Consider the following 12097-nt stretch of genomic DNA (forward strand, 5'->3'; position numbering starts at 1 on the left):
CGCTCAGCCCTTCTTGCGGGTCTTGCCCGTCCTGGAATCCGGGTCTGCCCCGCTCTCCGCATCGCCGAACAGCAGCGTCCGGGTCGCCTGCGTCACGTCCGCCTGCCGCATCAGGCTCTCGCCGACCAGCACGACGCCGAGACCGTGCTGGCGGAGCCGCTCCACGTCGGCATGGTCGCCGATGCCGCTCTCGGCCACGGCGATCCGATCGTCCGGGATGCCGGGGCCAAGCCGGATCGCGGTCTCGAACGAGACCTCGAAGGTCCTGAGGTTGCGGTTGTTGATCCCGATCAGGGCCGTGCCGAGAGGGAGCGCCCGAGTCAGCTCGACCTCGTCATGGACCTCGACCAGCACATCCATGTCGAGTTCGCGCGCGGTGGCCACCAGGGCCTCGGCCTCGTCGTCATCCAGGCAGGCCATGATGACGAGGATGCAGTCGGCGCCCCAGGCCCGCGCCTCGTAGACCTGATAGGGCTCGAACAGAAAATCCTTGCGCAGGGCGGGCAGCCCGCAGGCCGCCCGCGCCTGGGTCAGGTATTCCGGCCGACCCTGGAACGAGGGTTCGTCGGTGAGCACCGACAGGCAGGTGGCGCCCCCCGCCTCGTAGGCGCACGCCAGGGTCGCCGGGTCGAAGTCGGCCCGGATAAGGCCCTTCGAGGGCGAGGCCTTCTTCACCTCGGCGATGAGCGCCGGGCGCCCCTCGGCGAGATGCGCCCGGATCGCCGCCGCGAAGCCGCGCACCGGCCCGGCCTGCGCTGCGCGACGCTCCAGCTTGGCGAGCGGCACCCGCAGCTTCGCCTCGGCGATCTCGCGGCGCTTGTACGCCTCGATCCGTGCCAGCACGTTGGGCCGCTCGGGGGGCGCGTCGGCGACGCCTTCCTGGGCGGCCGAATCCTGCGTGAGCGAACTCATCGGCACTCCTGCCCGTTCGAGCGATCGTTCGAAGCCTTGACGAGGCGGGCGAGGGTCACCCGGGCTGCCCCGGAATCGACCGCATCCTGCGTCCGCGCGAGCCCTTCCGCCAGGGTCGAGGCCGCCCCCGCGACGACGAGAGCAGCGCCCGCATTGAGAACGGCAATGTCCCGGTAGGCGTTGCGCGCACCCGACAGGACGGCTTCGAGGGCGCGGGCGTTGTCGGCGGGATCGCCGCCGCGCAATTCCTCGGACGCGCGCAGCGGCAGGCCGAGCTCGCGCGGGTCGATGGTGAAGCGGGAGAGCCGGCCGTCCTCGAGCGCGACGACGCGGGTCGGCCCGGTGACGGTGATCTCATCGAGCCCGTCGGAGCCGTGCACGGTCCAGACCCTGCGGCTGCCGAGTTCGGCGAGGACCCGGGTCAGCGGCTCGGCGAGCGCCTCCTGGGCCACGCCGAACAGCTGGTAGGCCACGCCCGCGGGATTGCAGAGCGGCCCCAGCAGGTTGAAGATCGTGCGCACCGGCAGCTCCGAGCGCACCGCCGCCACGTGGCGCATGGCGCCATGATGGGCCTGGGCGAACAGAAAACACAGGTTGGCCTCGGCGAGGCAGCGGGCCTGCTGCTCGGCATCGAGCCCGAGCCGGACGCCGAGGGCCGCCAGCACGTCGGCGGCGCCGGAGCGCGAGGTCGCAGCGCGGTTGCCGTGCTTGGCCACGGGAACGCCGCAGGCGGCCACCAGGATGGCGGCGAGCGTCGAGACATTCACGCTGCCGGAATGGTCGCCGCCGGTGCCGACCACGTCGATCGCACCCACCGGGGCGGTGATGCGGGTCATGCGGGCGCGCATGGCCTCGGCCGCGCCGACGATCTCCTCGACGCTCTCGCCGCGCACTTTCAGGGCTGCAAGGAAGGCTCCTGCCTGGACCGGTGTCACGTCGCCCGACAGCAGGTCGTCGAAGGCCGCGCGCGCTTCCGCGCGGTCGAGGGCAAGGCCCCCGGCGACCTTGGCGAGATGGGGTCTGAAGCTGTCCATGCGCTCTGTCGGAGGGCCGCCCCGGCCTCCTGGCGTCAATGCACGTCGGCGCGGTTCCTGTCACGCGCCGCGTTCCAGGCGGCGGCGAGATCAAGGAAGTTCTGCACGATCTCCGTGCCGTGCTGCGACCGGATGCTCTCCGGGTGGAACTGGACCCCATGCAGGGGACGCTCGGCGTGCTCCAGCCCCATGATCAGTCCGTCCGCTTCGGCGGTGACGCGCAGCGTCTCCGGGCAGGTCGCGCGGTCGACCACCAGCGAATGGTAGCGCGTGGCCTCGAAGCTGTCGTTGAGCCCGCGGAACAGCCCGCGGGCGCCGTGCCGGATGGTCGAAACCTTGCCGTGCAGCGGCAGCGGAGCGCGTACCACGTCGCCCCCGAAAGCCTGCCCGATCGCCTGGAGGCCGAGGCAGACGCCGAAAATCGGGATCTCGCCCGACAGCGCGCGCACAACGTCGAGGCAGATGCCCGCCTCGTTCGGCGTGCAGGGGCCGGGCGAGAGCACGATCGCGTCCGGCGCCTTCGCGCGGATGTCGGCCACGGTGAGCGCGTCGTTGCGGGCGACCTCGATGGAGCCGCAGAGCGGCCCGATCAGGTGCACCAGATTCCACGTGAAGGAATCGTAGTTGTCGATGACGAGGACGTTGGGCATCGCGGCGGCACGTTCGGGCATGACCGCGATGTGACCGCTCGCATCCGTCCGGTCAACCGGCCCTACTGCCCGCGCTTGGCCTGGGCGGCGAACCGCACCGCCTCCTCGGCGGCGCGGAACAGCGCCTTGGCCTTGTTGACGCATTCCTGCTGCTCGGAGGCCGGGTCGGAATCGTAGACGATCCCGGCACCGGCCTGGACGTGCATCCGCCCGTCCTTCACCACGGCGGTGCGCAGAACGATGCAGGTGTCCATCTCACCCCGCGCGCCGAAATAGCCGATGCAGCCGGCGTAGGGCCCGCGCTTCTCGCGCTCCAGCTCGTCGATGATCTCCATGGCCCGCACCTTCGGGGCGCCCGAGACCGTGCCGGCCGGGAAGCCCGCCGCCAGCGCGTCGAGGGGATCGTGGCGCGGGTCGAGGTCGCCCTCGACGTTCGACACGATGTGCATCACGTGGCTGTAGCGCTCGATGAAGAACGAATCGGTCACCCGCACGCTGCCGATCCGGGAGACCCGGCCGGCATCGTTGCGGCCGAGATCGAGCAGCATCAGGTGCTCGGCCCGCTCCTTCGGATCGGCCAGCAGTTCCTCCGCGAGCGCCGCGTCCTCGGCCGGTGTCGCACCGCGACGGCGGGTACCGGCGATGGGGCGCACGGTGACGGTGCCCTCGCGGACCCGCACGAGGATCTCCGGCGACGAACAGACGATCTGGAAGCCCTCGAAGTCGAGGTAGCACAGGAACGGTGCCGGGTTGGTGCGCCGGAGCGAGCGGTAGAGGCTGAAGGCGGGCAGCGTGAACGGCGCCGAGAAGCGCTGGGACAGCACCACCTGGAACACGTCGCCCGCGACGATGTACTCCTTCGCTCGCGCCACCATGGCGGCGAAATCGCCCGGCGTCGTGTTCGAGACGGGCTCCGGATGGGCGACCGCCGCGAGATCCACACGCGCATCGATCGGCAGCGGCCCTTCCAGGGCGGCCGCCACGCGGTCGAGGCGCTCGAGCGCGCCCTCATAGGCTGCGAGCGCGGAGACGCCCGCTTCGGGACGCACCGGCGAGACGACGGTGATCAGATCGCGTACGGCGTCGAACACCACCATGACACGCGGGCGGATCAGGATCGCGTCCGGGACGCCCAGCGGATCCGGGTTCGGCTCGGGCAACCGCTCCATGGCGCGGACCATGTCGTAGCCGAGATAGCCGAACAGGCCGGCGGCCATCGGGGGCAGGTCCCGTCCGTCAACCGCGCCGACCGCGCTCTCGGCGATCAGCGCCCGGAGGCTCGCCAGCGGCAACCGGTCGTCCGGCTCGAACTGGGTGAGGTCGGCGCCGCGCGCGATCGCGGAAGCGCCGCCCTGGCAGCGCCAGATCAGGTCCGGATCGAGCCCGATCATGGAGTAGCGGCCGCGCACCGCTCCGCCCTCGACCGATTCGAGCAGGAAGGCCGGGCCCGCGTGCCGGGCGCGCAGCTTGAGGAATGCGGCGACCGGCGTCTCCAGGTCGGCCACCAAGCTCAGTTCGACGAGGCTCGGCTGCCCCGCCTCGTAGCGTCCGGCGAAGGCCGCGTAGTTGGGCGCCTCGGCCATGACCCTCAATACTCGCCGCCGAGGGCGCGGCGCAGGGCCGCCTGGTCGATCTTCACGCCGGAGTTCTTCTGGACCTCCGAGATGTACTGGGACAGCACGTCGTCGGCGAGCGCGGCCTGAAAGCTCTGCGCGATGGTCTTGTCGCTCGGACTGTCGGCCACGAAGGCCGGCATCGTCGCCGAAGTGACCTTGAACACCGCCCGCGAATCGCCCGCCGCCGCGGTGCCGGCCTTGCCGACCGGGGTCGCGAAGATCAGGTTCACGTCGTCCGTGGTCAGCATGTCCTTGGCCTGGTTGCGCGACAGGTCCTGCGCCTCCTGCGTGTTGACGCCGACCTCTTGGCCGACCGCCTCGATCGTCGCGCCCGCGTTGAGCTTCTCAACCAGCTCGCGCCCCTTGGACTGGAGCCGCTTGGAGATCTCGGCGGCGGTCCAGCCGGCCTTCACGCCGTCCTTGACCTCGTCGAGGGGCTTGTCGTGCGCGGCGTCGATGCCGGTCACGTCGTACCAGACGTAGCCGCCGGCCTTGGTGCGCAGCGGCTCGTTGTCGCCGCCGATCTCCGCGCGGAACAGGGCCGGCAGGGTGGTCTCCGGATCGGGAATGTCGGCGACGCGCCGCCCGTCGGGCCCCTTGCCCTGGAGATCCACGGCCTTCACCGTCACGAGCTTGAGCGCGCGCTCGGCGGCGATATCGGAAAGGGGCTTGGCGCCGGCGCGCTGGTCCTCGATGGCGTCGCGGGTCGTCTCCATGGCGTCGCGGGCGCGGGCCAGGGCCAGCCCCTTGCGGATCTCACCCTCGACCTCCGCGAACGGCTTGACGGTGCCGGGCTCGATCTTGGTCACGCGCAGGAGCACCGTGCCGAAGCGGCCCTGGACCGGCCGGCTCACGCCGCCCTCGGGCAGCGCGAAGGCGGCATCGGCCACGACCTTGTCGAACAGTTCGGCCTTGGTCAGCGTGCCGAGGGTCAGATCCTGGCCGCCGTTGCCGCGCTCGTCGGCCACGGCCTCGAACGTCTTCGAGCCGTCCTCGATCGACTTGCGTGCGGCCTCGGCGGCGGTCGCGTCCGGGAACACGATCTGCTGGATCGTGCGCTTCTCAGGGCTGCCGTAGCGGGCCTTATTCAGGTCGTAGGCGGCGTGCAAATCCGAATCGCTGATTGCGTCGGGCTTGGCCATCGCCTCGGGATCGACCACCAGCAGGTTGGCCGCCCGGAATTCGGGCGCCCGGAAGCCGGACTTGTTGGCGTCGTACCAAGTCTTCAGCTCCTCGTCCGTCGGGTCCGGGATCTGCCCGGCCACCGAGGGGGTCAGCATCAGGTAGGACGCGGCGCGGCGCTCCGTCGTGTAGCGGTGCACGGCCTCGCGCATCGCCACGGGCACGTGCAGGTCGGACGAGACGGCCTCGGCAAGCTGCAGCCGGGCGATCACGGCGCGCTGCTCGCGCACGAACATCCCCTCGTTCAGCCCGGCCCGCTGGAGAGTCTGGTAGAACAAGGCGGGCTCGAACTGGCCCTGCTGGTTCTGGAAGCTCTTCTCCTCGTGGATCGCCCGGATCACCGAGGCGTCCGGCACGCCGAGGCCGAGATCGTGCGTCTTCTGGTCGAGAGCGGCCTCGGTGATCAGCTGAGACATCACCTGCCGGTCGAGCCCAAGCATGCGCGCCTGGTCGGGGGTGATCGCGCGCTTCAGCTGCGCCTGATAGCGCTGCATCTGGTTCTGATAGGCTTGGCGCACCTGCTCGGCGGTGATCGGCGTGCTGCCGACCGTGGCGACATTGTTGCTCGAGCCGCCGCGGAAGAACTCCTCGACGCCGAAGATGCCGACGCCCGCGATCAGCAGCGTGAAGATGATCGTCAAAACGATCTTGCCGAGCCAGTGCTGGCTGGCGTTGCGGATGCCCTGAAGCATGGTCTGTGATCGGATACCTTCGGCGCCCGACCCGTCGCCGGGCCGGCGCCATCCCTGAGAGCCGACCGCGATAGACCATTCGCGCCCACAGGCAAAGGCTCACCCGTTCGGACGGTTTGCGCGCTCAAACTCGCTCTGGTAGGCCCCGTCGACCCCAGAAAAGCCGGGGCAGAGCGAGGGCGGGGCGAGGGCAAGGGATGACGGACACGGGGCGGAGGCCGCTGGTCGCCGGCAATTGGAAGATGAACGGGACGCGGGCCTCGATCCAGGTGGTCGAAGCAATCCGCGACGGTCTCTCGCCGGACCTGGCCGCTCGCATCGACGTGCTGATCTGCCCGCCCGCGACGCTGATCGGCTCCTGCGTGGCCGCCGCCGCCGGGTCGCCGATCGCCATTGGGGGCCAGAACCTGCACGCCCGCCCGAGTGGGGCCTTCACCGGTTCGATCTCGGCCGAGATGCTCGCCGACCTCGGCGCCAAATACGTCATTGTCGGCCATTCCGAGCGCCGGGCCTACCACCACGAGACCGATGACGGCGTCCACGCCAAGGCGCTCGGCGCACGGCGCGCCGGTCTGTGCGGGATCATCTGCGTCGGCGAAACCATCGAGGAACGCGAGCAGGGCCGCGCCCTCGACATCGTCCGCGCCCAACTTGCGATCGGCCTGCCCAAGGGCGCCACCGCCGCCGACACGGTGATCGCCTACGAGCCGGTCTGGGCGATCGGCTCGGGCCGTACGCCGACGCCGCGCGACATCGCCGAAGTCCACGCGTCTCTGCGGGAGATGCTCGACAAGCTCGTCGGCGACGAGGCACACAGGATCCGCATTCTCTACGGCGGCTCGGTCAAGCCCAGCAACGCACGCGAGTTGATGACGGTGGAGAACGTCGACGGCGCGCTGGTCGGCGGCGCGAGCCTCGTCGCCGAGGATTTCCTCGGGATCTGCGCCGCCTACGTGTGAGCGTCAGAGCTTGTACGCCTGACGCGCCATCAGTCGCCAGCCGGCGCCGTCCCGGTGCCAGACCTGCATCACCCCGATATGGACCGGGGAGGTCTTGCCGTCCGAGACCACCTCCCCGGTGAACACGTGCCGGGCGATGGCGTCGTCACCGAGCACCGAGACCGAGCGGTCCGACAGGGTGATGCCCGGAAAGCGCGAGCGGCCGCTGGTCAGCGCCTCGATGAAGGCCGCCTTATCCTGCACCAAACCGCTGGAATGGCCGTAGCTGAGCCCGTCGAGGACGAGGCCGTCGAGGGCGCGTCCGTCCGCGGCGAGCAAGGCCTTGGTGAGGGCATCGACTGCCGCCTCGACCGGAGCGCCCTGACCGGAGGCGTCCGGCCCGGCGGCCTCGCTGGTGCGCGCGCGCAAAAAGACCGGCGTGGCGACAGCGGCGGCGAGCGCCGAACGGCGTGACATGGACATGGCTGGCCTCCCAGGCGCGGCGGCGCGTTCGGTGCACCGCCCTTCCCGCTCGTCAGAGCACGGCCGGTCTCCGGGCGCGAGGGCTGGCGGGAACAGCGGGGGGCGGTTCGTCAAGTTGGCGGCAGCCGGCGAGTGGTGTATGGCCGAGCACAGAATTGCGGCCGGCGCGCTTGAGCCTCGGCCGCCGCGCGCCCCCCGGCCGGTCCTGACGCCGGCCTCTCGGGACCGACGCGCGCAGCTGAACGAGATTCCGGAACACCGATGCAGACCGTCCTGATCGTCGTACACCTCATCATCGTGCTCGCGCTAATCGGCGTCGTGCTGCTGCAGCGCTCCGAGGGCGGACTGGGGCTCGGCGGCGGTGGCGGTGGCGGCGTCGCCGGCTTCATGACAGGCCGCGGCCAAGCCAACGCCCTGACGCGCGCGACGGCGATCCTGGCCGCCCTGTTCTTCGCAACCAGCCTGACGCTCGCCGTGCTGTCGCACCGGACGGCCGCGCCGAAGTCGATTCTGGACACCGGCGCGTCGCAGCCCGCGGGTCAGCCGGCCAAGCAGCCCACCGGCGCCGACAATCTGCTCGACACGCTGCGCCAGCAGCAGGACCGGGCGCCGGCGACCGCTCCGGCCCAACCGGCGGTTCCCGAAGCGCCGCAGTCGCGCTAACGGTCCGGAGACCGACAGGGCGCGCCGGGAACGGCCCAGCGCCTCATCACATCGCTGACGGCTCGGCGGGGCTGTCTCCTGCGGCCCGTCCCCCGCTGCCGGGCGATCCCCAGCCATGCGTGGGCCGGCCGACTCGTCGTTTGGCAAATGCCGGCACCTTCTTTATGGACCGAGGCCCATGACGCGGTACGTTTTCATCACCGGCGGCGTGGTTTCCTCTCTCGGTAAGGGGCTCGCCTCCGCGGCTCTGGCCGCAGTGCTTCAGGCCCGGGGCTACCGGGTCCGGATGCGCAAGCTCGACCCCTATCTGAACGTCGACCCGGGCACGATGAGCCCGACCCAGCACGGCGAGGTCTTCGTCACGGATGACGGGGCCGAGACCGACCTGGACCTCGGCCATTACGAGCGCTTCACCGGCGTGCCGGCGAGCCGGGCCGACAACATCACCACGGGCCGGATCTACCAGGACATCATCGCCAAGGAGCGGCGCGGCGACTATCTCGGCGCCACGATCCAGGTGATCCCTCACGTCACCAACGCGATCAAGGACTTCGTCCTCGACGGCAACGACACGTTCGATTTCGTCCTCGTCGAGATCGGCGGCACGGTGGGCGACATCGAGGGGCTGCCGTTCTTCGAGGCGATCCGCCAGCTCGGCCAGGAGCTTCCGCGCGGCACCTGTTGCTACGTCCACCTGACGCTGCTGCCCTACATCCCGTCGGCGGGCGAGCTGAAGACGAAGCCGACGCAGCACTCCGTGAAGGAGCTGCGCTCGATCGGCATCCAGCCCGACATCCTGCTCTGCCGCTGCGACCGGCCGATCCCGGTCGAGGAGCGCCGGAAGCTGGCGCTGTTCTGCAATGTTCGCGAGAGCGCGGTGATCGAGGCCCTGGACGTCGCGTCGATCTACGAGGTGCCGCTTTCCTACCGGACAGCCGGCCTCGACCGGGAGGTGCTCGGTCATTTCGGCCTGGAGCACGGCGAGGAGCCGGATCTCGGCCGCTGGCGCACCATTTCCGAGCGCGTGCGCAACCCCGAGGGCGAGGTCTCCATCGCCATCGTGGGCAAGTACACGGGGCTCAAGGACGCCTACAAGTCGCTGACCGAGGCCCTGACCCACGGGGGCATCAGCCACCGGGTGAAGGTCAACCTCGAGTGGATCGAGGCGGAGGTGTTCGAGCGTGAGGATCCCGCGCCGTTCCTGGAAGGCATCAACGGAATCCTGGTGCCCGGCGGCTTTGGCCAGCGCGGCGCCGAGGGCAAGATCCGTGCGGCCCGCTACGCCCGCGAGAAGCGCATCCCCTATCTGGGCATCTGCTTCGGCATGCAGATGGCGGTGATCGAGGCGGCCCGCTCGCTGGCCGGGGTGCCGGATGCCAACTCGACGGAATTCGGTGCGACCTCCGAGCCGGTCGTCGGCCTGCTGACGGAATGGCTGCGCGGCAACGAGTTGGAGCGCCGTGCGGCGGCCGGCGACCTCGGCGGCACGATGCGGCTCGGTGCCTACGAGGCGCAGCTCGCACCCGATTCCAAGATCGCCGCGATCTACGGAACCGAGCGGATCTCCGAGCGCCATCGCCACCGGTACGAGGTCAACATGGCCTATCGCGAGCGGCTGGAGGCCAAGGGCCTGCGCTTCTCCGGGCTCTCCCCCGACGGGCTGCTGCCCGAGACGGTGGAGCATGTCGGGCACCCCTGGTTCATCGGCGTGCAGTTCCACCCCGAGTTGAAGTCGCGTCCGTTCGAGCCGCATCCGCTGTTCAAGGGATTCGTCGGCGCCGCGATCGAGCAGAGCCGGCTGGTCTGAGCCGCGGCGGCGCGCCGCTCCTCGCGCGTCGGCCCGGCACCCTATATCGGTCGGACCGTGACCGAGATCCTTTTCTACCATATGCAACGCCAGCCCCTGGAGAAGGTGCTGCCGAATCTCGTCGAGCGCTCGCTCGGCCGGGGCTGGCAGGCCGCGATCCAGGCAGCGAGCGAGGAGCGCTTGCAGGCGCTCGACGACCACCTCTGGACCTATTCGGACGAGAGTTTCCTGCCGCACGGCACCGACCGCGACCCCGACGCGGCCGGCCAGCCGGTGGTGCTGACGCTGCGCGACGTGAATCCCAACGCAGCGTCGATCCGGTTCCTGGTCGAGGGCGCCGACCTGCCGCCGGACGCGGAGCAGTACGAGCGCATCTGCATCCTGTTCGACGGCACCGACCAGGATGCCCTGCTGCGCGCGCGCGAGCAGTGGCGTCAGGCCAAGGAAGCAGGCCATACGGTCGCGTACTGGCAGCAGGACGATTCGGGCCGCTGGAACAAGAAGGCTTGACCGTGGCCCTCAGCAACCCTCTCGCGCGCGCCGCGCTCGCACTCACCCTCGCGTTGGCGGTGCCCCTTCCGCTCCGCGCCGAGGCCGAGCCGCATGCCGCCCCTCATGCGGAGGCGAAACCGGAAACCAAGCCGGCGCAGCGCGCTCCGGAGGGCCGGCGCCTGCCGCCCGACTCGGTCACCCGTCAGAGCGTCACGCTCCCGAACGGAAAGACGTTGGACTTCACCGCCACGGCCGGCAGCCTGCCGCTCGTCGACGAGGGCGGGAAGCTCCAGGCCGAGATCGCCTACGTCGCCTACACGATGGCGCCGGAGGCCGGCCGCGAGCGACCGGTGACGTTCGCAGTCAATGGCGGCCCGGGCGCCTCGTCCGCCTACCTGAACATCGGGGCGATCGGCCCCTGGCGGCTGCCGGTCGGCGGCGACAGGATCAGCCCGTCGCAGCCGGTGGCGCTCACGCCCAACGACGGCACCTGGCTCGCCTTCACGGACCTCGTCTTCATCGATCCGGTCGGTACCGGCTACAGCCGCGCGGCGGACGGTAACGGCAAGACGTACTGGACCGTCGATTCCGACGCCTCCACCCTGGCGGCCGCCATCGCCCGCTATCTGCGTGTGAACGACAGGATGGCGAGCCCGAAATTCTATGTCGGGGAGAGCTACGGCGGGTTTCGCGGTCCGCTGATCACCGAAAAGTTGCAGGAGGATGTGGGTATCGGCCTGTCCGGCATGGTGCTGCTCTCGCCGGTGCTCGATTTCGGCTGGCTCGAGACCCCGCGCACCAACCCCTGGGGCTACGTGCTAAAGCTGCCCTCGCTCGCGGCTGGCGCGCTGGAGCGGGCCGGCACCGTACCGACGCAGGCCCTGCTCGGCGAGGCCGAGTCCTACGCCTCGGGGCCCTACCTGGCCGACCTGCTCAAGGGTCCGGGCGACGCGGCCGCCGTGGCGCGGATGACCGAGAAGGTTGCGCCCCTCGTCGGCCTCGATGCCGCCCTCGTTCGGTCGCAGGGCGCGCGTCTCTCCACCCGCAGCGTCCAGCGCGAGATCGACCGCCCGGACGGCCGCGTGACCAGCGCTTACGACACCGGGATCACCGGCTGGGATCCCAACCCGGACGCGGCGCAATCGAACTTCGACGATCCCCAGCTGACCGCCCTTCAGGCGCCCCTGACCAGCGCGATGCTCGACCTCTACGCACGGACCCTCAAGTGGCCGGTGCCGAACATGCGATACGAGCTGCTGAACAACGCGGTGAACCGCGGATGGACCTGGGGATCGAGCCGGCAGGCCCCGGAGGTTCTCTCGAACCTCAAGAGCGCGTTGGCTTTGGACGGGCGCCTGCGCGTCCTTGTGGCCCACGGCTTCACCGACCTGGTGACGCCCTACTTCGCCTCTAAGCTTCTGCTCGCACAGGTACCACCCTATGGCGGCGGCCGCGTGGACCTCGCGGTCTATCCGGGCGGCCACATGTTCTACACGCGGCCGGATTCCCGAGCCGCGTTCAGGCGGGACGTCGAGCGGCTGTTCCGAGAAACCGTGGAGGCGCGCGCGGCCGGCTCCGCGCCGGCGGCCGGGGCGCCGGCCGAGAGCCTCAAGGACACGCCTTGAGGC

General features: G+C 70.4%; 11 protein-coding genes. 5 read left to right on the top strand and 6 right to left on the bottom strand.

What is annotated here, in order from left to right; translation table 11 throughout:
- Window positions 1-3 precede the first annotated feature (3 nt).
- The 5 genes from trpC to Q8W67_RS02770 all read right to left on the bottom strand — a co-directional run bounded on the left by trpC (window position 4) and on the right by Q8W67_RS02770 (window position 6086).
- Entirely contained in the window at window positions 4-912 is a 909-nt protein-coding gene (trpC, locus tag Q8W67_RS02750; protein WP_305540334.1) for an indole-3-glycerol phosphate synthase TrpC, read from the bottom strand.
- Window positions 909-1946: an anthranilate phosphoribosyltransferase gene (gene trpD, locus Q8W67_RS02755; RefSeq protein ID WP_305540337.1), complete on the bottom strand. Its 1038-nt coding sequence runs from the start codon at window positions 1944-1946 to the stop codon at window positions 909-911. Before trpD ends, trpC begins: the two co-directional genes overlap by 4 nt.
- Before the next feature lie 35 nt (window positions 1947-1981).
- Window positions 1982-2596: an aminodeoxychorismate/anthranilate synthase component II gene (locus Q8W67_RS02760; RefSeq protein WP_305540600.1), complete on the bottom strand. Its 615-nt coding sequence runs from the start codon at window positions 2594-2596 to the stop codon at window positions 1982-1984.
- 62 nt (window positions 2597-2658) lie between these two features.
- Entirely contained in the window at window positions 2659-4179 is a 1521-nt protein-coding gene (gene trpE / locus Q8W67_RS02765) for an anthranilate synthase component I (protein WP_305540340.1), read from the bottom strand.
- Window positions 4180-4184: 5 nt separating this feature from the next.
- Window positions 4185-6086: a peptidyl-prolyl cis-trans isomerase gene (locus tag Q8W67_RS02770; RefSeq protein WP_305540342.1), complete on the bottom strand. Its 1902-nt coding sequence runs from the start codon at window positions 6084-6086 to the stop codon at window positions 4185-4187.
- 197 nt (window positions 6087-6283) lie between these two features.
- On the opposite strand from Q8W67_RS02770, the gene tpiA reads away from it, so the two are divergent.
- Window positions 6284-7045, top strand: coding sequence for a triose-phosphate isomerase (tpiA, locus tag Q8W67_RS02775; protein WP_305540344.1), 762 nt, complete (start codon window positions 6284-6286; stop codon window positions 7043-7045).
- Between the two features lie 3 nt (window positions 7046-7048).
- Here the strand turns inward: tpiA and Q8W67_RS02780 are convergent, their stop codons facing one another.
- Window positions 7049-7507: a nuclear transport factor 2 family protein gene (locus Q8W67_RS02780; protein ID WP_305540346.1), complete on the bottom strand. Its 459-nt coding sequence runs from the start codon at window positions 7505-7507 to the stop codon at window positions 7049-7051.
- A gap of 261 nt (window positions 7508-7768) precedes the next feature.
- On the opposite strand from Q8W67_RS02780, the gene secG reads away from it, so the two are divergent.
- From secG to Q8W67_RS02800, 4 genes are all read left to right on the top strand, one after another.
- Window positions 7769-8170, top strand: coding sequence for a preprotein translocase subunit SecG (secG, locus tag Q8W67_RS02785; RefSeq protein ID WP_305540349.1), 402 nt, complete (start codon window positions 7769-7771; stop codon window positions 8168-8170).
- Window positions 8171-8348: 178 nt separating this feature from the next.
- Window positions 8349-9977 (top strand): CTP synthase, encoded by a 1629-nt coding sequence (locus tag Q8W67_RS02790; protein ID WP_305540352.1) that lies wholly within the window; start codon window positions 8349-8351, stop codon window positions 9975-9977.
- A 57-nt stretch (window positions 9978-10034) separates the two neighbouring features.
- On the top strand, window positions 10035-10487 hold the full coding sequence (locus Q8W67_RS02795) for a DNA polymerase III subunit chi (RefSeq protein ID WP_305540355.1): 453 nt from the start codon (window positions 10035-10037) through the stop codon (window positions 10485-10487).
- A gap of 2 nt (window positions 10488-10489) precedes the next feature.
- A complete protein-coding gene (locus tag Q8W67_RS02800) occupies window positions 10490-12094 on the top strand; it encodes a S10 family peptidase (RefSeq protein WP_305540357.1) in 1605 nt (534 codons plus the stop codon).
- Window positions 12095-12097: the final 3 nt, after the last annotated feature.

It is taken from the genome of Methylobacterium sp. NEAU K (genome assembly GCF_030700285.1).
GTDB lineage: Bacteria > Pseudomonadota > Alphaproteobacteria > Rhizobiales > Beijerinckiaceae > Methylobacterium.